This window comes from Salinibacillus aidingensis, from assembly GCF_055393355.1.
The window spans coordinates 696360-722325 of sequence record NZ_AP043759.1; the positions used below are offsets into that span (position 1 = coordinate 696360).

Consider the following 25966-nt stretch of genomic DNA (forward strand, 5'->3'; position numbering starts at 1 on the left):
GTTAAGCAAAAAGTTCGATTCTTAGTAGATGAGGTGTTTGGATTTTATGCAAAAGTTGCGATCTCAACTGCGAAATATTGATGGAAAAAGCTATAAAGGTTATAAATCCTTGCAGGGAAGCTATCAATTTCAGCAATATAAACTTGCAATTGACTATGTTCAGGGGGATCCGTTTGCTTCCCCGTCAAAAATCAGACTGATTATTCCTGATAAGGATTTTCCAATTAAAAAAGAGTGGATTCAGGGAAAACAGCGGAAAATATACACTGAGGATGTGATTGCCCGCCATGTTGCCCGGGCGATTCGGAAAAATCAGGCCACTGTACGGGGTTCCGGAAAAAGTGGACTTTTAAGCATTGATGTGCCCGGACAGGAAATTCTGGAGCGGACGGCTGTAACCACAGATGGGTCTCACACAACCATTTGTCTTTCAGTAGGTTTGCCTGCAAATGGCCGTCGTATTAATGGTCGGGAAGCCGAGAAATTATTTTTTCAAATCATTCCGGACATTTTAAAGCAATCGGTATTTTCGATTAAAGATCACGATATTGAGGCTGTTGTCCAATTGGCGGATCAGCAGGAAGCGATTCGTAAAAAGATGAAAGAGAATAATTGGATTGCCTTTGTTGCGGATGGGGCGATTTTGCCTCGTGAAAGCGGCATTAGCAATCGTCCGTTGAAAAAGGCTGTACCTTTTCAGAGTCCAGAGGAAAATCGGGTTTCCATCGAATTGCCGCATCGTGATGAACCTTTAACAGGAATGGCCCTGAAGCAGGGAATTACGGTCATTGTTGGTGGTGGCTATCACGGAAAAAGTACGCTGCTTACGGCCATTGAACGTGGCGTTTATCACCATATTAAGGAAGATGGGCGTGAATATGTTCTTACCGACCCAAATGCAGTGAAGGTTAGAGCTGAGGATGGTCGTAAGGTAACCAATGTGAACATCTCTCCTTTTATTAACAATCTCCCACATGGGGAAGATACTGGAGAATTCAGCACGGAAAATGCCAGTGGAAGTACATCACAGGCGACAAATGTGATGGAGGCTCTTGAAGCAGGGGCTTCCACCTTATTAATTGATGAGGATACGAGTGCAACCAATTTCATGATTCGTGATCAGCGGATGCAGGAACTGGTTGTGAAGGAAAAAGAGCCGATTACACCGTTTATTGATAAAATCAGTCAGCTGCGGGATGAGCTTAACGTTTCCACGGTGCTCGTGATGGGTGGATCCGGTGACTATTTTGATGCTGCGGATCAGGTGATTATGCTTGATGAGTATATTCCGCATAATGTGACACAAAAAGCGAAGGACATTGCGAGTCAGTTTCCAAGTGAACGAAAGCATGGAGATGAGTCATTTGGGACGATTTCAGACCGGATCTTTTTACCTGAAAGTTTAGATAGTCGTAAAGGGAAAAAGTCCAAAGTACAGGCAAAAGGTCTTGATAAAATTTTGATGGGCAAAGTGGATATTGATCTCCAGCAGGTTGAACAGCTGGTAGACGTTTCCCAGACCCGTATGATTGCACAGATTCTGCATCATTTAGAGCAAAAAGGCTGGCTGAAACAGAAAAAATCTTTGAGTGAGCTGTTGGATGAAATTGAAAAACAAATGGACACAAGAGGACTTCCTTCATTTACCCCAAGACCACATGAACATCCAGGGGAACTCGCAAGACCAAGAAGATTCGAAATAGCCGCCACACTTAATCGATTACGTACAGCCAAGGGACTGTCCCCACATGCTTTAAAGCGCTAAAGGGAAAGGAGGGGAATGGTTTGTTTGATGAATTGAAACAGGATGTGATTGAACAGAGCAGGGTGATAGGGATTGATAAAATAGGCTTTGCTTCAGTTGATGTATTTTCCACCCTTAAGGAACGTCTGAAGCAACAGCAGGAAAATCAATACCAGTCCGGCTTTGAAAAGGGTACCATTGAGGAGAGAACCACCCCTCGTAAATTAATGCCTGAAGCCCAGTCGATCATTTCGATTGCGCTAGCCTATCCATCCAAACTGGAGAACGCTCCCCGCAGCACGAAAGGAGACCGGCGCGGACAGTTTTGCCGGGCCTCATGGGGAACGGACTATCACGATATTTTACGGGACCGGCTTGAACAGCTGGGGCAGTTTTTAAAAGAAAAACATCCGGATGCCCAATATAAAATTATGGTGGATACCGGAGAATTGGCCGATAAAGAGGTTGCTGTACGCGCAGGACTCGGATTCACCGGGAAAAATACAGTTCTGATTACCCCTGAATTTGGCTCCTATGTTTATATAGGTGAAATGATAACGAACATCCCGTTTGAGCCGGATCAACCCCTGGAAGAGGACTGTGGGGATTGCAACCTTTGTGTAGATACCTGTCCGACAGGTGCCTTGATTCAGGGTGGACAGCTGAATGCTCAGAAATGTATCGCCTTTTTAACACAGACTAAGGACTATCTCCCTGATGAATATCGGGCTAAAATTGGTAACCGCCTATATGGATGTGATACGTGCCAGGTGGTTTGTCCGAAAAATAAGGGGAAGAACTTCCACTTCCATGAAGAAATGGAACCGGACCCTGACGTGGTCAAACCTCGTCTTAAGCCACTATTACGTATTTCAAATCGAGAATTTAAAGAAACATTCGGACCGATGGCAGGCTCATGGCGGGGGAAAAAGCCCATTCAACGTAACGCCATTATCGCTCTTGCGAATTATAAGGATCAGACAGCCGTTGATGAACTCATTCATGGCATGAAGCATGATCCACGGCCAATGATACGTGGTACCGCGGCCTGGGCTTTAGGAAAAATAGGCTCTGAGGCTGGAAAGGTAGCCATTCAGGAAGCGCAGGAAAAAGAATCCGATGAATCTGCATTAGCAGAAATGGAAAAAGGGCTGAACTATTTCAGAGCCCCGCAAAGCTGAGAATGAATGATGGCCGCATGTGCACATGCGGCCATTTTTAAAATTTTCTTAAATGAGAATAGAAGCTGTTTGTCGAAATCCTTAAATGATATTCATTTTTTCCATTAAGCACTTACAAATTTAAAGGGGGATATGATGAACAATCAATTGCTGTATTATGATGAAATGATGACGAATCTTGGTCCTGTCACATTGATGATGAAGGATGAGGCATTGCTGGCGATACAGTACGGAAAGCTCAATCAGTTGAGGGCATCTTTTCAGAAGTGGCTCGGCAGGCATTTTGAACAGCCTGTTTTTGAACGTAACCCAACGAAGCTTTTGAAGGTAACGCAGCAGCTTGAAGAGTACTTCAATGGAACACGCACAAAATTTGATCTTTCCTATGAAATATACGGTACTCCATTCCAGAAACAGATCTGGAAGGCTTTGAGTGAAATTCCGTATGGAGAAGTTCGTACATATAAGGAAATAGCTCAGCTCGTTCAGTCGCCTAAAGCGCAGCGGGCGGTAGGCGGTGCCGTTAATCGGAATCCTCTGCCCATTTTACTTCCCTGTCATAGAGTCGTGGGCAGTAATGGGGCCATGACGGGATATGCCGGCGGGATCGGAAAAAAGGAATTTTTGCTTAGTTTGGAAGGGTATTCAGTCGTCACACAATAGTCTTATTCAGGTTTCATGCTTCTCCCTTTCGTTACATACATTGAAACGGAAGGGAGGCTTTTTTATGGACGATTCTTTTCTTCAAAATGAGTGGGAACATATTATTCGGGAAAACACGGATTTTGAATGGTGGAGGAAAAAAATAGAGGCTTTCAGGGGAAGGGGAGTTCAGGTGCTGCAGGTTACAGGTGAGGGACGTCCCTATCATCAGATGAACCGGAATCATCGCCGTGAAATTCAATATCATCTTCATTTGTGTTATTTACTTAAACAAAATGGCAAAACATATCTGGAGGAAGAAATCATACCTGGAAGTCTCCTTTTTGATGGTGAAGCCTTAGCCCGACACGAAATTAGTCCGGCCCCAACGGACAATCATACTGAGCCAATCGTTCCTTCTTTTGAATCTGATACGAGATCAGAACAGCGATCCTTTTCCTATGACCGCAGAGCAGCTGTCCGCTATGCGGAGCGCTGGTGGAATGACTATAATCCGGACTATCAAAAGTTTGAGGTGGATTGTACGAATTACATTTCCCAGTGTCTGCGTGCTGGAGGAGCACCGATGTGGGGATCACCCAATCGTTCGAGGGGCTGGTGGTACTCAGGGAACAACTGGAGCTACAGCTGGTCGGTTGCCCATGCTTTTCGCTGGTATTTAAGTGGATCAGATCAGGGATTAACGGCAAAAGAGATGGAAAATGCAACGGATCTTATGCCTGGCGATGTCATTTGCTACGATTTTGAGGGGGATGGCAAATGGAACCACACAACCATCGTCGTAGCTAAAGATGGCAATGGAGAGCCCCTCGTTAATGCCCATACAGCTAATAGCCGTAATCGGTACTGGCGTTATGAAGACTCGCCCGCCTGGACGCCGAAATGTCAGTACAAGTTTTTCCGTATAGGGGAGTAACCTATGATATAATAACTACTGTATGAAGCAATAACAGAGGTGATAAATGTTGGGAATACATGTCGTCTTATATCAACCAGAAATCCCAGCCAATACAGGGAATATTTCACGTACCTGCCTCGGCACGAATACCACTTTGCATCTGATTCGACCTCTCGGGTTTTCGACAGATGATAAAATGGTACGTCGTGCAGGGCTGGACTATTGGTACAATGTTGATATCAAATACCATGATTCCATTGATGAGCTATATAACAAGTATCCGAATGGAACCTATTATTATATAGAAAACTTTGGAACTAAATATTATACTGATTTTGATTACAGCAATCGGGATGAGGACATCCTTTTTGTTTTTGGAAAAGAATCTTCCGGGATTCCAAAGGATTTGCTTGAGGGAAAAGAGGATCACTGTCTTCGCATTCATATGAATGATCAGATACGCTCCCTCAATCTATCAAATACAGCAGCCATTATTATTTTTGAAGCTCTCCGTCAGCAGGGATTTCCCAATATGAACTAAAAAAGCCGCCATCCAATAAGGTGGATGGCGACTGACAATCCTTTTAATTTTTGGAATTATAGCCGGCAGTGAAAATGGAAGTAAGGAAAGCAACTGTGACTCCTAAGATAAGTATAATCTTCATGAAAATTCCTCCTTTTTTAGCATCAGCATCTCGTATGTAAATGTAAGCTATTTCTTATTATACCAAATTATACGTGTTTTTAAATATCCTTTCTTAACTTGCACAGATAATTCATGATTTGACAACAAATTTCCCTTTCTTTTCAAAACCAAAAACGTGCACCATGTTTAACAATTTACATAGATTTTATAGTGGAGGTGTTCATAATGAATGTTGTCGTGATTGGAGCAGGAGCAGTCGGGGGTTATTTTGGCGGAAAGCTTGCCAAAAACGGGGAATCTGTTTATTTTTTAGTCCGATCCCAAAGGTATGAACAGCTGAAACAGCGGGGGATGAACATTAAAAGTATCCATGGTGACTTTTCCTTTGAGCCCAATCTCATCAGGGAACCAGAGGAAATAGCAAACCCTGATTTAGTCATTATCGGGTTAAAAAATTATCATCTTGAAGGCGCAATGCCGCAAATTGAAAAGCTTGTTGTGCAGGGGGCTAAACTACTGCCGTTATTAAATGGAGTGGAGCATCTGGACGTACTTATTGAAAAGTTCGGCAGAGAAAAGGTCCTGGGTGGACTTTGTTACATAGAATCAACTTTAAATGACAAAGGGGATATTATTCAGAAAAGTCCCATTCAGGAAATTATTTTTGGCCCTTTAACAGCACAGGATTCTGCTTTCCTCAAGAAAATTGAGAAGATGCTGATGGATGCTGAGTTACAAGTTACGTATACGGATGATATTTTGGAAGAAGTGTGGAAAAAGTTTATTTTCATCACCTCTTTAAGCGGGATTACATCAGCTGTTCGGGCACCAATTGGAGTAGCCCTTGATGATGAGGTGACACAGAAATTTTTACGAAGTCTTATAACTGAAGTTTATGAAATTTCCCGAGCAAGAAAAATTGGATTACCAGACGATACCGTTGATGCTGTATTGGAAAAGTTAAAAATGATCTCGCCAGAATTAACCTCTTCTATGCACAGGGATTTGCAAAAAGGACTGCCGATGGAATTAGACAGTATGCATGGGTATCTGTTAGAGCAGGGTGAAAAGTATCAAATTAATCTCCCTTGTTTAAGGGCAGTTTATGCGTTACTACATCCCTATAAAAACGGTCAGAATTGAGTTGCTGCGGCAGCTCAATTTTTTGTTATACAGGTACAACCCCCTGACCAACCACTCCCCGCTATTCTATTATGGCCAAAAAGCGGACCAATTCACGTATTTTGCTTATGCGTCGGAGGTTAACGATCCCTTCTGCTTTTCCATATCTCTTGACATTCTTTTCTGCAGGTTTTATACTTTAGTTCGAATTAAAGATAAATGAATTAATAACAATTGAATGTGAGACATGGATATAAGCTGTGATATAAATAGATTTTTAATAAATGGAAATAATAGTTTGGAATTCATTATGGAATGGAGCGGGCGTTATGGCAAAGGCTACAAAGGGAGTTCATCATATTACGGCAATTGCCGGTGATCCTCAGGAAAATATGGATTTTTATGCGGGAATATTAGGCTTGAGATTTGTAAAAAAGACGGTTAATTTCGATGATCCTGGAACCTATCACTTTTATTTTGGTGATGAAAATGGATCACCCGGAACGATTATGACGTTTTTTCCGGTACAGGATGCTCTTAAAGGCAGAGTAGGCAGTGGCCAGGTGGGAGTGACTTCATTCGTAGTGCCACCTGATTCTCTGTCTTTTTGGGAAAAACGGTTAGCTAAATTTGATATCCATACAAAGAAAACAGATCGGTTTGGAGAGCGTTCATTGGAATTTGAAGATGTTCACGGCCTTCGTTTAGAACTTGTAGAGCGTGAGGAAGGCCCATTGAACGATTGGAGTTTTGGCGAAGTGACTCCGGATGTTGCCATTAAGGGATTTGGAGGGGCCACACTTTATTCCCGCCAGCCTGGGAAAACGGCAGAACTGTTAACCGAATTAATGGGGCTGGAAAAGACAGGCGAGGAAGAAGATATCATTCGCCTACAAGCTGATGGTGATATAGGGAATGTGATTGATATAAAACAATCAGCGGTTATTAGAGGTCTGCAAGGAGCAGGGACCATACATCATATTGCTTTTCGGGCGGATGATGACGATGACCAGCTGGAATGGCAGTCCCTTTTGCAGGAAAATGGCTATCAGGTAACCCCTGTCCAGGATCGTAATTATTTTAATTCTGTGTATTTTCGTGAGCATGGTCATATTTTATTTGAAATAGCCACTGATTCTCCTGGTTTCATGATTGATGAGAAGAAGGATCAGTTAGGGGAATCTCTGCACCTGCCTGAATGGTATGAACCTCATCGGGAACGTATTGAGAATATTTTATTACCAGTAGAAGTCCGAAAGCTGGATTAATTGAAGAGGAGGAACACTTTTGAAGCATATTTTTAATAAAGGATCAAATCCAGAGAAACCAACATTTTTACTACTTCACGGAACCGGTGGAACAGAGCAGGACTTATTACCGCTGGCCGGTATGATTGACGATGATGCCTCTGTTCTGAGTGTACGGGGGAATGTTTCCGAGAATGGAATGCCAAGATTTTTCCGTCGATTAGCTGAAGGTGTATTTGATGAGGAGGATCTTATCAATCGTACAAAAGAGCTGCATGAGTTTTTAGATGAAGCCGCTGAAAAATATGAGTTTGATCGAAATAACGTTGTAGCTATAGGCTATTCAAATGGTGCGAATATTGCCGGCAGCCTATTATTCCATTATCGACATTCGTTAAGAGGAGCTATGCTGCATCATCCGATGGTGCCGAGAAGAGGTATTGAGCTGCCGGATTTAACCGAAGTTCCGGTGTTTATTGGTGCCGGGAGTAATGATCCCATTTGCTCTCCCGAAGAATCCAATGAGCTTCAATCCCTTTTAGAAAAGGCAGGAGCTGATGTGGAACTGCACTGGGAAAATTATGGACACCAGTTAACCAGAGGTGAAGTGGAAAAGGCAGCAGAGTGGTATAGGAAACACTTTAGTTAAGACAATAATAAATGATTTTGGTCTAATTTAAGGAGGTGGTTCCGGAAATTAGATTAAATGTGAAAGAAAGGTGTTTAAATGATGGGACTTTTTAGCAGACTATTTAATAAATCAGAACAAAAGGAGTCGAGTCAAATGGCAGATGTAAATTTAGCAGTTATTTATTACAGTTCAACCGGAATTAATTATCAGATGGCTAAATGGGCTGAAGAAGCAGGAAAAGAGGCAGGTGCAAACGTAAAAGTTGTCAAAGTTCCTGAGCTTGCTCCTGAGGAAGCGATTGCGTCCAACCCGGCCTGGAAAGAGCACTATGAAGCTACAAAAGACGTTCCAGAAGCAACTTCAGATGATATCGAGTGGGCAGATGCTATGCTATTCAGTATGCCTACACGTTTTGGTAACCTTCCTGCTCAAATGAAGCAATTCCTTGATACTCAAGGGGGTCTTTGGGCAAATGGTAAAACAGTTAATAAGGTTGTAAGCGGGATGACTTCCGCACAAAATCCACATGGCGGTCAGGAAGCAACTGTCCAGTCCCTTTATACATCCATGGCACACTGGGGAGCGATCATTGTCCCTCCAGGATATACAGATCAATCCATTTTTGCAGGTGGCGGAAATCCTTATGGTACAAGCGCTACTCAAGGTGAAGATGGGAAAATTGCCGGAGACGGAGTAGAAGGCGCCGTTAAGCATCAGACGAAGCGACTTGTAGATGTGGCTACCCGGGTGAAAAACGGCCAGTAATATATGTACTTAATGAAGGGAAAGAGCTGACCTGTTGGGTTGGCTCTTTTTTATCACGCATTAACTGGCCGTAACCCCCCTACTTGTTTTGAAGGTAACTTAACAAGATTAAGTGGGGGAAAAGGCCAGTAAATCCCTGATAAGTTCAACTAACCATCAGTGGAGGTGAAGAACCCCCCCACTGATGGAAGTTTCACTTTATAATTCATGATTAGCTCGTCCTCGACATATATTTGTAAAAATCGTACAAAACATCGTAAATGGACTTCACTAAATAGGAGGGCGATGCATGAGCATCTTAAACAAAATTGAGGAGCATCGGAGAGAAGAGGAAGAACTCCGATGGGAAGGTACGTTTAGGGAATACCTGGAACTTTTAAAAGAAAAGCCTTATTTAGCACAGTCTGCACATTCAAGAATTTATCAAATGATTAAAGAAGCAGGCATTGAAGAAAAGGATGGGCATAACGAATACAAGTTTTTTAGTGATGAGCTTTTTGGTCTGGAGGAAGCGCTGGAAAAACTGGTCGAGGAATACTTCCATCCGGCAGCAGAACGGCTGGATGTCCGTAAGCGGATTTTATTATTAATGGGACCGGTAAGCGGCGGAAAGTCAACCATCGTTTCATTGCTTAAGAGAGGCCTGGAGCGTTTTTCCTATACGGATTATGGTGCGGTATATGCGATTAAAGGCTGTCCCATGCATGAGGATCCTCTGCACCTGATTCCGCAGCATTTACGTGATGATTTCTATGAGGAATACGGCATACGAATTGAGGGCAATCTATCCCCGCTTAACATGATGCGGCTTGAAGAGGAATATGGAGGCAGGATTGAGGATGTGAAGGTAGAGCGGGTCTTTTTATCCGAAAATAAACGTCGGGGTATTGGTACCTTTAGCCCATCGGATCCGAAATCACAGGATATTGCTGACTTAACGGGTTCCATTGATTTTTCGACCATCGCAGAGTATGGGTCTGAATCAGATCCCCGTGCCTACCGTTTCGATGGGGAGTTAAATGTGGCCAACCGCGGTTTAATGGAATTTCAGGAAATCTTAAAGTGTGATGAGAAGTTTTTATGGCACCTTTTATCTCTTACTCAGGAAGGTAACTTTAAGGCCGGACGCTTTGCTTTGATCAGTGCTGATGAGCTGATTGTTGCCCATACGAATGAAGCGGAGTACCGTTCATTTATTGCCAACAAAAAGAATGAAGCCTTACACTCCCGGATGATTGTCATGCCGGTCCCTTATAACCTAAAAGTCAGTGATGAAGAACGGATTTATCAGAAAATGGTGAAGGAAAGTGATATGAAGAATGTCCATATTGCGCCACATACCTTAAAAATAACAGCCATTTTCACCATCCTGACGCGGTTAAAGGAGTCAAATCGGCAGGATATTGATCTCTTAAAGAAGCTCTATTTATATGATGGGCAAAATGTAGAAGGATTCAGTGAAGTGGATATTGATGAGTTCAAAAAGGAATTTCCGGATGAAGGAATGGAAGGCATTGATCCCCGTTTTATTATGAATCGGATTTCTTCTGCCATCATCAGAAAGGATACCAACTCCATTAATGCCCTTGATGTGCTGCGTTCTCTAAAAGAGGGATTAGACGATCATCCTTCGATTACGAAAGAAGACAAAGAGCGTTATTTATCCTTCATTTCCGTTGCCCGAAAGGAATACGATGAGATTGCGAAAAATGAAGTGCAAAAGGCGTTCGTCTACTCATATGAAGAATCTGCGAAAACGCTGATGGATAATTATCTTGATAATGTTGAGGCCTACTGTAATAAAACGAAAATTAAAGATCCTCTAACTGGCGAAGAAATGCCGCCGGATGAAAAGCTGATGCGTTCTATTGAGGAGCAGATTGGAGTATCGGAAAATGCCAAGCGCGGTTTCCGTGAAGAGATTTTAATCCGTATTTCGGCTTATGCCCGTAAAGGTAAACGTTTTGATTATCAGTCCCATGAAAGGCTGCGTGAAGCCATCCAGAAGAAGCTGTTTGCTGATTTAAAGGATGTCGTCAAGATTACCACTTCGACCAAAACCCCTGATGAGCAGCAGTTGAAGAAAATCAATGAGGTGATTGCCACCCTCATTGATGAATATGGATATGATTCAACGTCGGCCAATGAATTGCTGCGCTATGTCGGCAGTCTTTTAAACCGCTAAGAAAAGCCGTTTCAATGGTGAGTCCATTGGAACGGCTTTTTTTATCTCTGTATGGCTGATAAAACTGCAGATTTTCTGGAATCAGTTTTTAATAGCGGGAATAAAACCCAAGAAATAACCATAAGTATGTACAAACATTAAAGGTTCCGGAGTTTACATGTTCTAAGGATTTATTTTATGTTGCATTCCTTTTGTCTTAAGACGAAACAAGCCTATATATAATTTTCAGGGGCCTTCTGAAAAACAGTGTTTACAAAATATTAAGGGGGAGAATTTGAAATGAAAAAAATTGCTGTTTTTTTAGTGGTATTGCTATCACTGGCAATGCTGGCAGCTTGTGGTACCGGTAATTCATCAGGCAACGGAGATGGTGGTGATACAGATAGTGGTTCAAATGGTGATTCAGAAGTTTATCAGGTTGCAACAGATGCCAACTTCCAGCCATTTGAATATAAGAATCCTGAGACAGGGGATATGGAAGGGTTCGATATTGATTTACTCAATGCGATCGCAGAGGAAGCTGGATTTGAAGTGAATTATAATACCATGGAGTTCGATGGATTACTGGGTTCCATGCGTACTGGCAAGCATGACATTGGGATTGCCGGCATCTCCATTACTGAAGATCGCAAAGAGGAAATAGATTTCTCGGATAAATACTATGACTCTGGTTTAATTTTGGCTGTTCCCAAGGATTCGGAACTGGAATCCATAGAGGATATTGACGGACACACAGTAGGGGCACGTCAGGGATCCACAAGTGAAGACTATCTTAAAGAGAATACGAATGCCGATGTGAATTCGTTCCCTGAGATTGTAACAGCCTATCAGGATTTGCAGGCTGGTCGTCTGGATGCGGTGCTTTATGATTTACCAAACGTTCAATATTACATCAATCAAAATGCATCCGATGAACTGAAAACAGTAGGAGATGTTCTGCAGGGGCAGCCATATGGCATAGCGTTTCCAAAAGGATCTGATCTGGTTGAGCCTGTAAACGAAGCATTAGCGACGATTAAGGAAAACGGGACCTATGCAGAAATCTATAAGAAATGGTTTGGTACGGAGCCGCCACAGGAATAAACATCTTTAATAAACCATATTGTATAGAGCAATCAAGCGTAACAAGCAAAGCTTGTTACGCTGTTTTTTAAATTAAGGGGGAGATTTTTAGAATGATAGATGCTATTATGGATACACCGTATATAAAATCCTTACCCTTTCTCTGGGAAGGATTGCAATTAACTGTAGCCATTACCCTTATCGGGCTTTTTCTGGGTATGATATTAGGAGCTTTGGCCGGACTGGGGAAGCTATCAAAAATAAAGTTTATTCGGGGTTTCTGGACTGTTTATATTGAAATGATCCGGGGCACGCCGATTATGGCACAGGCTTTATTTATCTATTTTGGTCTGGCAGAATTACAGTTGAATTCCTTTGCTACAGGTGTTATTGCTATTGCATTAAACGCGGGTGCCTACATTGGTGAGATTGTCCGCGGTGCAGTATATTCCATTGATAGTGGACAGACAGAGGCAGGGCGGTCTTTAGGGTTAACAGAGAGACAGACGATGCGTTATATTGTCTGGCCACAGGCGTTTAAGCGTATGATTCCTCCATTGGGAAATCAGTTTGTTATCAGCTTAAAGGATACATCGGTATTTTCCGTTATCGCTGTTCCTGATTTAATTTATCAGGCTCGACAGTACTATAACGCTACCTTTGAGCAGTTTGAAACGCTTGTCATGGTCTGTATATTTTATCTTATTATAACGATTCCTGCTGCTCTTTATTTACGAAGAATAGAAAGGAAGATGGATGTCTAAATGATAACAGTAAAAGATTTGCATAAATCGTTCGGTGATTTGGAAGTTTTAAAGGGAATTGATGCCCAGGTTGAAGAGAGTGAAGTGGTCTGTGTGATTGGCCCTTCAGGATCCGGGAAAAGTACCTTCTTGCGTTGTCTCAACCTGCTGGAGGATATCACCTCAGGTACAGTAACGATTGACGGAGATGAACTAACTGCTGCTGGTACCGATATAAATGCCCTTCGAACAAAAGTGGGGATGGTTTTCCAACATTTCAATCTGTTTCCGCATAAAACAGTGCTGGAAAATGTGACGCTGGGCCCCATTAAAGTAAAAGGATTATCTGAAAAAGAGGCAGAAGAAACCGGACGGGCCCTGCTTGAAAAAGTTGGATTATCTGACAAAGCCCATGATTATCCGGACAGTCTTTCAGGCGGTCAAAAACAGCGTGTAGCCATCGCCCGTGCTCTTGCCATGGAGCCAAAAGTGATGCTTTTTGATGAGCCTACATCTGCCCTTGATCCTGAGCTGGTAGGGGATGTCCTGCAGGTTATGAAGGATTTGGCAAAGGAAGGTATGACTATGGTCGTCGTTACCCATGAGATGGGCTTTGCCCGTGAGGTTGGAGATCGGGTCATCTTTATGGATGAAGGCATCATCCAGGAGGAAGGAAATCCGGAAGATATTTTTGATAACCCGCAAAACCCTCGTACACAGTCTTTCTTGAGTAAAATTTTATAATCACATAATGAAAAAGATTTTATATAATATTGTAAGCGGAGTGTATTCTATAAATATAAGGAGTACATTTCGCTTTTTCTTTATTAATATATGTATGTTTGTTAATATGAACATATGATCATATATCAAGAGGTGAAAACAATGGGGCACAATCATAATCATGATCACGGACATAGCCATGGACATGGTCATCACCATAATGCAAATAAAAAAGCGTTACTGATCAGCTTTTGTCTGATTGCCGCTTTTATGGTTGTGGAAGTCATAGGCGGGTTTTTGACAAATAGTTTAGCGCTTATATCTGATGCAGGGCATATGTTAAGCGATGCCGCATCCCTTGGATTGAGTCTTGTCGCTTTTAAGATGGGAGAAAAAGCTGCTAATGCCAGTAAAACGTATGGATATAAACGTTTTGAAATTTTAGCCGCTTTTATTAACGGTATTACCTTGCTGGCTATTTCCCTATATATATTCTGGGAAGCGTATCACCGTTTTCTGAACCCCCCTAATGTAGGATCGGGTATGCTGATTATTGCTTCTATTGGCCTGGTTGTTAATGTTGTAGTTGCCTGGATTCTTATGAGGGGAGATACAGAAGAAAACCTGAATTTACGCAGTGCTTTTTTACACGTACTAGGTGATTTGCTTGGTTCTGCTGGAGCCATGGTTGCCGGTCTATTGATTATTTTCTTTAACTGGAATATAGCAGACCCTATCGCCAGTGTGATAGTGGCTATACTGGTTCTTATCAGCGGTTGGAGAGTGACCAGGGATTCTGTTCATGTGTTGATGGAGGGAAAACCATCTCATATTGAAATGGATGTTGTTGAGGAAACATTGTGCAATATATCAGGAGTTAAGGAAGTTCATGATTTGCACGTTTGGGCTATCACTTCAGATTTTCCAACTTTAACCTGTCATTTGATTGTTAAGGATGACGTAAACCGTGACTCGATTTTAGAAAAAGCATCAAATCTTTTACATGACAAGTTCGAACTGCATCATACGACGATACAGATAGAAGGAGCCAATGCCAAATTCCATAAAAAAGAAGATAATTGTAATTAAAGAGGCGATAAATATGGAAAAAAATAAAAATGAGGGTTATAAAGAACTGGATGAGGATACACTCTTTATTGTTTCTCAAACATTTAAAGCATTATCCGATCCAACAAGACTACGGATTTTATACTTGTTATTTCAAAACGAATATTCTGTTAATCAGATTGCAGACACGCTCCAGCTAAAGCAATCCAATGTTTCACATCAGCTTCGGTATTTGAAAGGACTGCGATTAGTAAAGTTTCGCAGAGAGGGAACGACCATTTATTATTCTCATGATGATCAGCATGTGATGAAGATGCTCGACCAGACAATCCATCATGCTTTACACCAATAAATGATGTCTTAGACTTAAAAATGCTCACTCATTCCATAAACTTTCGAAAAACTTGAAATTTCTTTACTCACAGACTTTTCTGTACAGGATTTTTTTTATATACTAAATGAGTATGGTACATGATTAGGACCTTGCACCTGGCTCAACAAATTCATGGAATATAAATGAATGAGTTGAGTCAGAAGCGGTGTAATCCTATAATAAAAAGAGTAATGTATACGTTTACGAAATTCTAATGGGGGTAGTGAAAAGTGTCAAACAAAGGGTCAGAAAGTATTTGGGATCAGTTTCACGGCCCAAACATGGGTTACGTTGAAGAGCAATATGAACAATTTTTGGAAGACCCTGATTTGGTAGATCCGTCATTAAAGGATATCTTTCGTGAATATGGAGCACCTGAATGGATATCCCCTGGCGGAACCACACAACCAGGAGAAGCACAGGAATTATCAGATGGTGACGTACAAAAAATCTCTGCGACTATGAAGCTAGTAGAGGCCATTCGTCGCCATGGACATTTAGAAGCGAATATTTATCCAGTAGGCAGGAAAAAAGATCGCTATTCTCCACTTGTTGATCCAAAGACTTATGGTTTGTCGGATGAGGATTTGCGTTCGATTCCGGCAAGATGGGTATGGAAAAACGCACCATCCAATGTGAACAATGCTTTGGATGTTGTTAAAACGCTAAAATTGCGGTATGCCGGTAAAATCTCTTTCGAATTTTACCATGTACATGATGATCAGGAACGAGAGTGGCTTCAGCAAAATGTTGAAACCGGTAATTTCAATGTCACTCTTAATCCTGACGAAAAAAAGGAATTGCTGCAAAACATAGCTGAAGTAGAAGGGTTTGAGCAATTTCTCGGAAAAACATTTGTAGGGCAAAAGCGCTTTTCTATAGAAGGTTTGGATGTTATGGTTCCAATGCTTAATCGTCTCGTTCATGAAGCAAACAATGATTCAGTTGAGCATGTACTTATGGGAATGGCTCACCGCGGTCGTCTTAATGTATTAGCCCATGTTCTTGGGAAGCCATACGATTTAATTTTTTCCGAATTCCATTCCTCACCTGATAAAGAGCTGATTCCATCTGAAGGTTCAACCGGAATCAACTATGGATGGACAGGTGACGTAAAATACCATTTTGGTGCTGATCGTGATATTAAAGGAAAGGATGAGAAAAGCACACATGTAACGCTTGCACATAACCCATCTCATCTGGAATTTGTAAACCCTATTGTGGAAGGGTATACACGTGCAGCACAGGACGACCGCACACATAGTGGCTATGCTGAGCCTGATCTTAATAAGGCGTTTACCATTTCCATACATGGAGATGCAGCCTTTATCGGTGAAGGTGTGGTTGCTGAAACATTAAATCTTTCCCGTTTAAGGGGCTATCACACAGGTGGAACGATTCATATTATTGCTAATAATCTCGTCGGCTTTACGACAAACAATACTGATGGTCGCTCCACAACCTATGCAAGTGATTTGGCAAAAGGATTTGAAATCCCGGTTGTTCATGTTAATGCGGACGATCCTGAAGCTTGTTTAACAGCTGTTAATCTCGTCTACGAATATCGTAAAAAGTTTCATAAAGATATTTTAATTGACTTAGTTGGCTATCGTCGCTATGGACATAACGAAATGGATGAACCAAGATCCACTCAGCCATTTTTATATCAGAATATTGATGAGCATGACTCAGCACTTCACGTTTATGCCCAAAGTCTGGTGGAAGAAGGTGTGATTTCAGAAGAAGAGTTTAATCAGTTGAAGAAGGATGTTTCGAAAAAGTTCAAGTCCATTTATGAAAGTATGAAGGAGGACGAACAGGATGAACCTGAAGAGGCTGAGGTACCTGAGGCTCTGACAAATGGACTCGAAGAAATTGAAACAGCTGTACCTTTGGAAACCCTAGAAGAACTTAATGAGAACTTGCTTAAACGTCCTGAAGGATTTAACGTCTTTAAAAAGTTAGAGCGAATTCTTAAGAAGCGCGCAAAAGGATTTGAGGAAGGGAAAATTGACTGGTCATTAGGGGAAGCCTTGGCCTTTGCCACTATTTTAAAGGACGGAACCCCGATTCGTATCACTGGTCAGGATACAGAACGCGGAACATTTGCACATCGTCACGCGGTTCTGCATGATGTTGAAACAGAAGATACGTACAGTCCATTTCATGATTTAGCAGGTGTTCATGCATCCTTTGATGTTTATAACAGCCCTCTATCCGAAGTGGGGGTGCTTGGATTTGAGTACGGATATAGTGTTCAATCCCCGGAAACTTTAGTGTTCTGGGAAGCACAGTTTGGCGATTTTGCCAATACCGGTCAGGTGATTCTTGATCAATTTATTGCTGCCGGACGTGCCAAATGGGGACAAAAATCAAATATGGTGCTACTCCTTCCGCATGGCTATGAAGGACAGGGACCAGAGCATTCCAGTGCACGCTTGGAACGCTTCTTACAGTTATCTGCTGAAAATAACTTTACGGTTGCGAATGTAACGTCATCAGCACAATTTTTCCACTTGCTGCGTAGGCAGGCTGCAATTGGCGGCAAAGATTCGGCACGTCCATTGGTTGTCATGACACCTAAGAGTCTTTTAAGAAATCCAAGAGTCGCTGCTGCACCAAGTGAGTTTACGGAAGGGAAGTTCAACCCGGTTGTTGAACAGAAAAACCTCGGGACGAAGAAAACAAAAGTGAAACGTGTCGTTCTGGGCAGTGGGAAGATTATGGTCGACTTGGATGAAGCACTTGATGAAAGAAAAGGGGAAGATTTCGATTGGCTTCATGTATTACGTGTTGAACAAATCTATCCATTCCCTGCGGAACAAATCAAGGATATTTTAGCTCGTTATAAAAATGCAGAGGAAATTGTATGGGTTCAGGAAGAGCCTAGAAATGCCGGCAGCTGGGACTTCGTTAAGGAGGAGCTGCAGACATTAGTGAAGGACAGTCAGACGGTGAAGTATATTGGCCGTCCTAGACGTTCAGCGCCTTCCGTAGGTGAACCTAATATTCATAAAGCAGAACAAAGTAAGATTATAAACCAGACGCTTAAGCTTTCTAAAGGAGGAGATTCCCAGTGAAAGAGATAACAATTCCTGAACTAGCTGAATCCATCACAGAAGGTACGATTTCAGAATGGCTTGTTAAAGAAGGGGACAAAGTCGAAAAGGGTGATCCAGTTGTAGAACTGGAAACGGATAAAGTAAATGTTGAAGTGAACACGGAATTTGAGGGTGTTTTAACAGAAATCGTTGCCGGTGAAGGAGAAGATGTTGAAATCGGCGATGTGATTGCCAAAGTAGACGAAAATGGAACAGCAGGTGGTGGAGTGTCAGCTGGGGAAACGAAGCCGGAAGAAAAAGAAACAGAAGCACCTGCAGAAGAGAAAAAAGCAGAGTCAGAACCAGCTCCTGCTGCTAAAGAAGAGCCGGCAGCAGCCAGTGATGAACAGGATCCAAACACGGCACCTGTGGCTTCACCAGCAACAAGAAAGCGTGCTCGTGAGCTTGGTATTGATTTAAATGAGCTGTATCCTAAAGATCCATTAGGCCGTGTACGTGTAGAAGACGTAGAACAGGCTGCAAGAGAAAAAGTGGAAAGCAGTAAAAAAGCAAAGGATTCCGGTAAGTCTTCCAAAGACGCGGAGAAAACAGAATTTGATAAACCTGTTGAGCGTGTCCGGATGTCCCGTCGTCGTCAAACCATTGCCAAGCGTCTTGTAGATGTTCAGCATACGGCTGCTATGCTCACAACCTTTAATGAAGTTGATATGACCGCCGTGATGAACCTTCGTAAAGAACGCAAGGAAACATTCCAGGAAAAGCATGGGGTGAAGCTGGGATTCATGTCCTTCTTTACAAAAGCAGTCGTTGGTGCACTTAAAGAATTCCCGCTTCTGAATGCAGAAATTCAGGGAGACGAAATTGTTAAGAAGAATTTCTATGATATTGGCATGGCCGTATCTACAGAAGATGGTCTTGTGGTACCGGTTGTAAGAGATGCCGATCGTCTGGACTTTGCCGGTATTGAGAATAAAGTTGGCGAGTTGGCGAAAAAAGCCCGGGATAAAAAGCTTGCCGTGGATGACATGCAAGGTGGAACCTTTACGATTACAAATGGAGGTACATTTGGATCCTTACTATCCACGCCAATCCTGAACTCACCACAGGTTGGTATTCTCGGTATGCACAAAATTCAAAAACGTCCAATGGTTATGCCTGACGACAGCATCGAGGTTCGTCCTATGATGTATCTTGCCCTTTCCTACGATCACCGTATTGTAGATGGTCGTGAAGCCGTTCAATTCCTTGTAAGAATAAAAGAGATGCTGGAAGATCCGTATAGTCTCTTGCTGGAAGGATAATAGAATAAGATTATAAAAAAGGCACTCAATTCATGACTTGGGTGCCTTTTTGAATTTAGATGGATTTGGCTTTAGTCTAGTGAAGGCCATAACCAGCTCGTGAGTTTTTTATAATGGTCTTCATCTTAATAAAGTAATGTAAAGACAATGGAATCTCATCAACTGCACTATATTTTCAAAAAATTCAATTTTTAGTGAAGAGAAGTCCAATTTCTGCATAAGATAACATTAATAAATCTTATGGGGGGAAATTCATGAGTGATGATAAGAGAAGCTTTGTGATATCAGAAGAAGATTGGTCTCTCCATAAAAAAGGATATGATGATCAGCAAAGGCACCAGGAGAAAGTCAGAGAAGCCATAAAAAACCGGTTGCCTGATTTGGTGACAGAAGAAAGTGTGATTATGTCAAAAGGAAAAGATGTCGTGAAAATCCCTGTTCGTTCTTTAAATGAATATAAAATCAGGTATAACTTTGATAAAAATAAACATGCCGGCCAGGGGCAGGGAGACAGCAAAGTAGGAGATGTTGTAGCTAAGGACGGCAAGCCTGAGCAAGGGCAGGCAGGTAATGGTCAACAGCCAGGGGATCAGCCCGGTGAGGATTATTATGAAACCGAAGTATCCTTTGAAGAACTGGAAGAGGCTTTCTTTCAGCATCTGGAGTTGCCTAATCTGGAAGAAAAAGAGAAGGATGACATTGTAACCACAGATACTGAATTTAGAGATCTTCGTAAAACAGGTCTCACCGGAAATATTGATAAGAAGAGAAGTCTAAAAGAGGCGCTGAAGCGAAATGCCCAGGAAGGAGAGGCATCTTTTTCACCCATTTACCCCGACGATCTTCGCTTTAAAACCTGGGAGGACATCGAAAAGCCAGATTCGAAAGCTGTTATCATAGCCCTGATGGATACCTCAGGAAGCATGGGAATGTGGGAGAAATATATGGCCAGGAGTTTTTTCTTCTGGACGACGCGTTTTCTTCGCAGAAATTATGATACGGTTGATATTGAATTTATTGCCCATCATACAGAAGCTAAAGTAGTTTCAGAGGATGAATTTTTTTCAAAAGGTGAAAGCGGGGGAACCATTTGTTCATCAGCCTATCGCAAAGCTTTGGAGGTTATAGAAGATCGATATAGCCCATCACGTTATAATATTTATCCTATTCATTTTTCTGATGGAGACAACTTAACTTCTGATAATCGAAACTGTGTGAGCCTTGTTGAACAGTTGATGGAGAAGTCCAGCATGTTCTGTTATGGAGAGGTGAATCAGTATAACCGGCATTCCACATTGATGTCTGCTTATCACAAGTTTGAGGATCCGAAGTTTAAACACTATGTTTTGAAGCGAAGAGCAGATGTTTTCCATGCCATGAAGGAGTTTTTCAGAAAAGAAGACACAGAAGCAGGCTAGGGGATGGGAGGCTTTCCCGTCCTCTTTTTTGTATAAAATGGCGATTTCCTTTGTTAAAGAAGGTGCTTTAGAAGAAGCCCGCTTGAATGATATGTTAAAATGACAGTAAATGAACGGGAAAGGAGTCTGAATGTGAAAAAGGGATTAATGGTAACCCTCATTTTCTTTATGACTACTCTGCTGACAGGCTGTAATTTGTTTAATGAAGTGAATGACTCCCTGGATTATGCTAGTGAAGCGACAGAATATATTCATACACTAAGTGAGTTTAATTCCGATCTGCCGCAGCTTATGGAAGAGGCAGCAAATAATCCTGAAGTTGAGCAGCAGCTGAATGAACGCTTGAATAATATAGAAGAGCAGATTAATGAATTTACACAGCTTGAACCACCAGCTGTAGCTGAAGATCTTCATCAGCAATTCATTAAGCATAGTGAAAACTTAAATCAAACCATCCAGCAGGTCACCGAACAAGGGGATGTTGCGATTGAACAGCTGCAAAATTCCGAGATTGTGGATACCATTCGTGATATCACGAGTTTATTAAACCAGCTTGAAAACTTAGGCTTATGAAAGTTGCCGTAGCTTTTCAGTATTAGAAAACTCATGTATAATACATTTAGACTTACGCATATATTATAAAAGACCGTTGGCGATTCACCAACGGCCGTACAATAGCCCAATTGGGGGCGACTCACACGTTAGAGCGTCAAAATGGTAACTACCCTAACTTGCTTGCCAGGCTTACAGGGTGGTTACTTTTTTATTTCAGACAGTATCGTCGCGACGAATGTTCCAAAAGAAATCATTAACATCAGCGATTCGAATACTGTTATAAGCATCACCCCCTTTCATAAAGGGAGTGAGCCACCACCCAAACCAGCCTTATTGTACAAGAGTATTGTAACAAAAAATTGGAATCATAAGAAAAGGTTGAAACGTTTTCGTTCTTTTTTCGTATATAGAGATAGGAAAGGAGAACTATCCATGAAGAAAATTGCATCTATATGTATGATTCTTGTTCTTATAGTATTATTTCCGATACAGGTCTTTGCTGTTGATTTTACCATCGAAAAGACTAGAATTGATGCGTACTTACAGCAAGATGGAACTGTAGAAGTTACGGAATCCCATACGTATCAATTTGATGATGATTTTAATGGGATTACCCGGACGATTATTCCTAAAGAAGGTTCAACCGTTGAAAAGTTTTCAGCATCTGAGAATGGTTCTTCACTGGAATTTGAACTTGAGGATGGAAATACATACAAGGTATATCGTGAAGGCGATTCCGGAGAAACGATTACATTTGATCTTACTTATACCATTCAGGATGGGATGGAAATATACAATGATGTAGCCCAATTTTACTGGCCATTTTTTGATAAAAGTAACGAATCTGATTATGAGGAGCTCGATGTATTTATTCATCCGCCTCAAACCACATCAAATGTGATTGCTCTTGGTTATGACGAGGCACAGCAGACTGCTGAAACAGCAAATGATGGAGTTGTTCATTTTGATATGGGCAGAGTTAAGAGTGACAGAAATGGAGATATTCGTGTTGCTTATCCTCAGGAGCTTTTTCCGGCAGCATCGTTAACAGACAATCAATCCGTGCGAGAGGATATTTTAGCCGAACAGCAGAGACTGAAAGATGAACGAGCAGCTTTTCAAGATAGACAGGAAAAGATATCAGATTTTGCTCCTTACATTCTTGGGGCTTTTGCCATCCTGTTTCTGGTACTCATCTGGTCAGCCTGGCGTAGTCATCAGGTCAAAAAGATAGAAGCAGAGCGTATGTATCCTGAACACACATTGGTTCCAAAAGAAGTGATGAGTACACCTGCTACGATACTTTATATGCAATCCATGCCACAGAATGCCTATTTGGTTACGGCAGCACTACTGGATCTTGTTCGTAAAAAGTATGTAAAGCAGGAAGATCAAAATACTTTCACGGTTCAGCAACGAAACACAGAACATTCCCATGAGGCATTTTTAATCAGCTGGCTGTTTGATAAAATCGGGAAAAATGGAACCTTCCACACAGAGGATTTAGAAGCCTATACAAATGAAAAGTCGAATCATAAAATCTTCCATGAAGATATGCAAACCTGGTCAGGAATGGTTGCCAATGAGATGGAAGGCCATAATTTGAAGGAGAAAAAGACAAAGCAGAAATGGGCGACAGGATTAGTCGCTCTGTTAATGATTCCGTTTGCCATTATTTCAGGTATCCACCAGCTGTTTGTATGGATGTTTGCAGCGATTACCTTATTCATTTCCCTCGAAGCATTCGCTTTGTTTTATTCACCAAAAACAGTGAAAGGGATTGCTATTCAAAATAAGTGGAAGGCCTTTCAAAGAAACTATCCTGACACCGATGTTAGTAAGGTAAAGAAATGGAAGGATAACGATCAGTTAAGAGCTATCATTTACGCAATTGGATTAAATGATAAGAAAATGAATAAGAAAAGTGAACAAATGATCAATCATTTGCCTGCAGCACAGGATTCCAGCCATAATATATCGGGTCTTCTTGTACTATCGGCTTCTGTTCAGCAAAGTTTCAGCCAAGCTGAACAAACGGTCTCTGCTACTACAGGAAGTGCCGGTACTGGAGCAGGAGCAGGCGGTGGCGGTGGTGGATCTGGAGCTTTTTAAGTAAATATAAATACCTTTGGGAATCCCCTGGATATCGATGTGGAATATCCAGTTTTTTTGTGCATTAAGCGTGTAATCATGGGTGACAATCAAATTCAACTTTCAACCACTTTTTTGTTTAATTTACAAAAATCGGCATAAACTAAGGGTGATCTTTAAGAAAGGAGTGTTACCTGTGAATGTAAAAAGGGTTCTCGTCGCTTTTGGCATTATGCTACTTTTATTCACAGTGCAAAACGTGAATGTTTCAGCACAGACGGATACATACACGGTTCAACCGGGAGATACCTTATGGAAAATATCAGTAAGGTATGAAGTCGGGCTCTCAGAAATTATTAATGCCAACCCCCAATTCAGTAACCCTGATTTAATTTATCCAGGAGATAAAGTTTCTATCCCGCTTGGAGAAGGTACTCAATCGGTTGAAGAGGAAGTAGCCAGAATTACAAATGATTATCGTTCCCAAAATGGGCTAAGTCCTCTGAAGTTTGATTGGGAACTGGCAAGGGTTGCCCGATATAAGTCAGAAGATATGAGGGATAAGGGATATTTTTCCCATACTTCTCCAACCTATGGCTCTCCATTTACGATGATGCAGAATTTCGGAATCTCCTACACCAGGGCAGCAGAAAATATTGCAGCCGGACAGCGAACCGCGCAAGAAGTAGTGCGTTCCTGGATGAACAGTCCCGGCCATCGGAAAAATATACTGGATCCCAATGTAACCCATATAGGGGTAGGTTATGCCAAAGGCGGGAGCTATGGACATTACTGGACTCAGATGTTTATAAAGAAATAATACTTAATAAGAAAAAAGTCCCTGTTATAAAACGGGGACTTTTTTCTTATTTTATACAAACTAAAATTGCTTTATTGGTTCGTAATGACGATGATTTCAGCAAAGGGGCATTGCAGTTGCACTTATTCTCCTTTAAAAAAATTGTGGAAACATGTATGGGCTTTCCGTTATAATGTTTAAATGTGTGAAGATTTTCGGTAAATCGCTTTCAATCGTTAGAATTTCAAGACAGTATTCAATCATCATAATAGGATATTTCGACAAGAAAGTCTTACTGTATGAAAGTCTTCCTGTATTCAAACAATAAAACCAGCAGGAACAAGGAGGTATAAATTGTGGATGTTGTAGGAATCTTATTTGGAATTTTAGCTATTTTAATAGTCATAGGAATCGCCTTTTTAATGTCTAATGAACGGACAAGTATTAATTTTAAAGGTATTCTGGTTATGATTTTGTCACAGCTGATCATTACCTACTTTTTATTTAAGACCGATATTGGTCAGGATATCATTTTAGCTATATCCAATGGCTTCAACAAGCTGATTGAATTTGGTATGGCAGGTGTTAACTTTATTGCTGGAGGATTAGGCGGGTTTGAAAATGCATTTTTCTTTAATGTTCTGTTGATTATTGTCTTTTTCTCTACGTTATTAGCGGTATTAACCCACCTGAAAATCCTGCCGTTAATCATTAAGTATCTTGGCTGGGGGATTTCGAAAATCACTGGTCTGCCAAAAGTTGAGTCTTTTAACGCTGTAAACAGTATCTTTTTTGGACAGTCAGAGGCATTGCTGGCCATTAAATCACAGTTTCATCATTTAGATAGCAATCGTTTATATATTGTAAGTGCATCAGCCATGGGATCTGTTTCGGCTTCCATTGTAGGAGCCTATATGCAGATGATTCCAGCAGAATATGTGTTAGTGGCTCTTCCTTTGAATATGTTCAGTGCCCTAATTGTTTCTTCTATCATCGCGCCTGTTGAGGTAAAGGATGAGGACGATGAGGTAGATATTAAAGATGTATCAGAAGCCAAAAGCTTTTTCGAAGCGATGGGGAATGGTGCATTAGATGGTGGACGTATTGCTCTGATTGTTGCAGCAATGTTAATTGCCTTTATTGCTGCTCTGGAATTCGTGAACTGGATTATTCAATTTGCCTTTGCAGGTGTAACTCTGCAGCAAATCCTTGGCTATATTATAGCTCCTCTTGGAATTCTGATGGGTATTGCGCCAAGTGAGGTTATAGAAGCAGGAAGTATAATGGGTACAAAAATTGTCACCAATGAATTTGTTGCGATGGAGCAATTTACCAATATCATGGGTGGCATGAGTGAGAAAACTGTCGGAATTGTATCTGTATTCCTGACCAGCTTTGCGAACTTCTCATCCATCGGCATTATCGCAGGTACTGTTCAGGGAATTGATCCTGAAAAAGGAAAAACAGTTTCCAAATATGGAATGAAGCTATTGATTGGTGCAACTCTTGCTTCAATTTTATCTGCAACCATTGCCGGACTAATTATTTCTCTTCCATTCTAAAGAGAAAGCTCTGAATGGGTCTATAATTGGAATCTTAAGGATTGCGACTTTTACAAATGTAAGTTTATGTGAATATGGTAAGAGGTTTTAATACCCCCCCAATCCCTGCATGGAAAGCGCCTGGGAT

23 protein-coding genes are annotated in these 25966 nt (G+C 41.5%); 22 read left to right on the forward strand and 1 reads right to left on the reverse strand.

The window, feature by feature from the left end; genetic code table 11:
- The first annotated feature begins 46 nt into the window (after positions 1-46).
- From ACZ5OK_RS03870 to ACZ5OK_RS03960, 19 genes are all read left to right on the forward strand, one after another.
- Positions 47-1765: an ABC-ATPase domain-containing protein gene (locus tag ACZ5OK_RS03870; RefSeq protein ID WP_343839391.1), complete on the forward strand. Its 1719-nt coding sequence runs from the start codon at positions 47-49 to the stop codon at positions 1763-1765.
- A gap of 20 nt (positions 1766-1785) precedes the next feature.
- The gene (queG, locus tag ACZ5OK_RS03875; RefSeq protein ID WP_343839394.1) at positions 1786-2925 is read left to right on the forward strand and encodes a tRNA epoxyqueuosine(34) reductase QueG; all 1140 of its coding nucleotides are present in this window, start codon (positions 1786-1788) and stop codon (positions 2923-2925) included.
- 132 nt (positions 2926-3057) lie between these two features.
- A complete protein-coding gene (locus tag ACZ5OK_RS03880; RefSeq protein ID WP_464758456.1) occupies positions 3058-3588 on the forward strand; it encodes a methylated-DNA--[protein]-cysteine S-methyltransferase in 531 nt (176 codons plus the stop codon).
- Positions 3589-3652: 64 nt separating this feature from the next.
- Positions 3653-4504 carry an amidase domain-containing protein gene (locus ACZ5OK_RS03885; RefSeq protein ID WP_343839399.1) on the forward strand — a complete coding sequence of 284 codons (852 nt, stop codon included), beginning with the start codon at positions 3653-3655 and terminating at the stop codon, positions 4502-4504.
- A 49-nt stretch (positions 4505-4553) separates the two neighbouring features.
- Positions 4554-5027 carry a tRNA (cytidine(34)-2'-O)-methyltransferase gene (locus ACZ5OK_RS03890; protein WP_343839402.1) on the forward strand — a complete coding sequence of 158 codons (474 nt, stop codon included), beginning with the start codon at positions 4554-4556 and terminating at the stop codon, positions 5025-5027.
- A 330-nt stretch (positions 5028-5357) separates the two neighbouring features.
- Positions 5358-6275 carry a ketopantoate reductase family protein gene (locus ACZ5OK_RS03895; protein ID WP_343839405.1) on the forward strand — a complete coding sequence of 306 codons (918 nt, stop codon included), beginning with the start codon at positions 5358-5360 and terminating at the stop codon, positions 6273-6275.
- A 308-nt stretch (positions 6276-6583) separates the two neighbouring features.
- A complete protein-coding gene (locus tag ACZ5OK_RS03900) occupies positions 6584-7522 on the forward strand; it encodes a ring-cleaving dioxygenase (protein ID WP_343839408.1) in 939 nt (312 codons plus the stop codon).
- Positions 7523-7541: 19 nt separating this feature from the next.
- On the forward strand, positions 7542-8150 hold the full coding sequence (locus tag ACZ5OK_RS03905) for an alpha/beta hydrolase (protein WP_343839411.1): 609 nt from the start codon (positions 7542-7544) through the stop codon (positions 8148-8150).
- A gap of 81 nt (positions 8151-8231) precedes the next feature.
- Complete coding sequence (wrbA, locus tag ACZ5OK_RS03910; protein WP_343839414.1) at positions 8232-8897, forward strand: NAD(P)H:quinone oxidoreductase; 666 nt, start codon at positions 8232-8234, stop codon at positions 8895-8897.
- 289 nt (positions 8898-9186) lie between these two features.
- Entirely contained in the window at positions 9187-11082 is a 1896-nt protein-coding gene (locus ACZ5OK_RS03915) for a PrkA family serine protein kinase (protein WP_343839417.1), read from the forward strand.
- A gap of 279 nt (positions 11083-11361) precedes the next feature.
- Positions 11362-12165 carry a transporter substrate-binding domain-containing protein gene (locus ACZ5OK_RS03920; protein WP_343839420.1) on the forward strand — a complete coding sequence of 268 codons (804 nt, stop codon included), beginning with the start codon at positions 11362-11364 and terminating at the stop codon, positions 12163-12165.
- Positions 12166-12257: 92 nt separating this feature from the next.
- Complete coding sequence (locus ACZ5OK_RS03925; protein WP_343839422.1) at positions 12258-12908, forward strand: amino acid ABC transporter permease; 651 nt, start codon at positions 12258-12260, stop codon at positions 12906-12908.
- Positions 12909-13631 carry an amino acid ABC transporter ATP-binding protein gene (locus ACZ5OK_RS03930; RefSeq protein WP_343839423.1) on the forward strand — a complete coding sequence of 241 codons (723 nt, stop codon included), beginning with the start codon at positions 12909-12911 and terminating at the stop codon, positions 13629-13631.
- Positions 13632-13772: 141 nt separating this feature from the next.
- A complete protein-coding gene (locus ACZ5OK_RS03935) occupies positions 13773-14699 on the forward strand; it encodes a cation diffusion facilitator family transporter (RefSeq protein WP_343839424.1) in 927 nt (308 codons plus the stop codon).
- Positions 14700-14712: 13 nt separating this feature from the next.
- The gene (locus ACZ5OK_RS03940) at positions 14713-15030 is read left to right on the forward strand and encodes an ArsR/SmtB family transcription factor (RefSeq protein WP_343839426.1); all 318 of its coding nucleotides are present in this window, start codon (positions 14713-14715) and stop codon (positions 15028-15030) included.
- A gap of 251 nt (positions 15031-15281) precedes the next feature.
- Positions 15282-18131: a 2-oxoglutarate dehydrogenase E1 component gene (locus ACZ5OK_RS03945; RefSeq protein WP_343839427.1), complete on the forward strand. Its 2850-nt coding sequence runs from the start codon at positions 15282-15284 to the stop codon at positions 18129-18131.
- Entirely contained in the window at positions 18128-19414 is a 1287-nt protein-coding gene (gene odhB, locus ACZ5OK_RS03950) for a 2-oxoglutarate dehydrogenase complex dihydrolipoyllysine-residue succinyltransferase (protein WP_343839429.1), read from the forward strand. Before ACZ5OK_RS03945 ends, odhB begins: the two co-directional genes overlap by 4 nt.
- A gap of 254 nt (positions 19415-19668) precedes the next feature.
- On the forward strand, positions 19669-20832 hold the full coding sequence (gene yhbH / locus ACZ5OK_RS03955) for a sporulation protein YhbH (protein WP_343839432.1): 1164 nt from the start codon (positions 19669-19671) through the stop codon (positions 20830-20832).
- A gap of 132 nt (positions 20833-20964) precedes the next feature.
- Positions 20965-21405 (forward strand): DUF6376 family protein, encoded by a 441-nt coding sequence (locus ACZ5OK_RS03960; protein WP_343839434.1) that lies wholly within the window; start codon positions 20965-20967, stop codon positions 21403-21405.
- Between the two features lie 182 nt (positions 21406-21587).
- Here ACZ5OK_RS03960 and ACZ5OK_RS03965 read toward each other — a convergent pair whose 3' ends face one another.
- Complete coding sequence (locus ACZ5OK_RS03965) at positions 21588-21674, reverse strand: putative holin-like toxin (protein WP_370521838.1); 87 nt, start codon at positions 21672-21674, stop codon at positions 21588-21590.
- Positions 21675-21819: 145 nt separating this feature from the next.
- Here ACZ5OK_RS03965 and ACZ5OK_RS03970 point away from each other — a divergent pair, with 145 nt between their 5' ends.
- The 3 genes from ACZ5OK_RS03970 to ACZ5OK_RS03980 all read left to right on the forward strand — a co-directional run bounded on the left by ACZ5OK_RS03970 (position 21820) and on the right by ACZ5OK_RS03980 (position 25839).
- Positions 21820-23499: a DUF2207 domain-containing protein gene (locus tag ACZ5OK_RS03970; RefSeq protein ID WP_343839437.1), complete on the forward strand. Its 1680-nt coding sequence runs from the start codon at positions 21820-21822 to the stop codon at positions 23497-23499.
- Positions 23500-23710: 211 nt separating this feature from the next.
- Complete coding sequence (safA, locus tag ACZ5OK_RS03975; protein ID WP_044161518.1) at positions 23711-24298, forward strand: SafA/ExsA family spore coat assembly protein; 588 nt, start codon at positions 23711-23713, stop codon at positions 24296-24298.
- Between the two features lie 335 nt (positions 24299-24633).
- A complete protein-coding gene (locus ACZ5OK_RS03980; RefSeq protein WP_343839440.1) occupies positions 24634-25839 on the forward strand; it encodes a NupC/NupG family nucleoside CNT transporter in 1206 nt (401 codons plus the stop codon).
- The last annotated feature ends 127 nt before the right edge of the window (positions 25840-25966 follow it).

Coding starts and splice junctions, on each gene's coding strand:
- ACZ5OK_RS03915 (WP_343839417.1), top strand. CDS start 9,187: ATGAGCATCTTAAACAAAATTGAGGAGCATCGGAGAGAAGAGGAAGAA.
- wrbA (WP_343839414.1), top strand. CDS start 8,232: ATGGGACTTTTTAGCAGACTATTTAATAAATCAGAACAAAAGGAGTCG.
- ACZ5OK_RS03965 (WP_370521838.1), bottom strand. CDS start 21,674: ATGCTTATAACAGTATTCGAATCGCTGATGTTAATGATTTCTTTTGGA.
- ACZ5OK_RS03870 (WP_343839391.1), top strand. CDS start 47: ATGCAAAAGTTGCGATCTCAACTGCGAAATATTGATGGAAAAAGCTAT.
- ACZ5OK_RS03900 (WP_343839408.1), top strand. CDS start 6,584: ATGGCAAAGGCTACAAAGGGAGTTCATCATATTACGGCAATTGCCGGT.
- ACZ5OK_RS03895 (WP_343839405.1), top strand. CDS start 5,358: ATGAATGTTGTCGTGATTGGAGCAGGAGCAGTCGGGGGTTATTTTGGC.
- ACZ5OK_RS03970 (WP_343839437.1), top strand. CDS start 21,820: ATGAAGAAAATTGCATCTATATGTATGATTCTTGTTCTTATAGTATTA.
- ACZ5OK_RS03935 (WP_343839424.1), top strand. CDS start 13,773: ATGGGGCACAATCATAATCATGATCACGGACATAGCCATGGACATGGT.
- ACZ5OK_RS03930 (WP_343839423.1), top strand. CDS start 12,909: ATGATAACAGTAAAAGATTTGCATAAATCGTTCGGTGATTTGGAAGTT.
- ACZ5OK_RS03940 (WP_343839426.1), top strand. CDS start 14,713: ATGGAAAAAAATAAAAATGAGGGTTATAAAGAACTGGATGAGGATACA.
- yhbH (WP_343839432.1), top strand. CDS start 19,669: ATGAGTGATGATAAGAGAAGCTTTGTGATATCAGAAGAAGATTGGTCT.
- safA (WP_044161518.1), top strand. CDS start 23,711: ATGCTACTTTTATTCACAGTGCAAAACGTGAATGTTTCAGCACAGACG.
- ACZ5OK_RS03885 (WP_343839399.1), top strand. CDS start 3,653: ATGGACGATTCTTTTCTTCAAAATGAGTGGGAACATATTATTCGGGAA.
- ACZ5OK_RS03920 (WP_343839420.1), top strand. CDS start 11,362: ATGAAAAAAATTGCTGTTTTTTTAGTGGTATTGCTATCACTGGCAATG.
- ACZ5OK_RS03925 (WP_343839422.1), top strand. CDS start 12,258: ATGATAGATGCTATTATGGATACACCGTATATAAAATCCTTACCCTTT.
- ACZ5OK_RS03880 (WP_464758456.1), top strand. CDS start 3,058: ATGATGAACAATCAATTGCTGTATTATGATGAAATGATGACGAATCTT.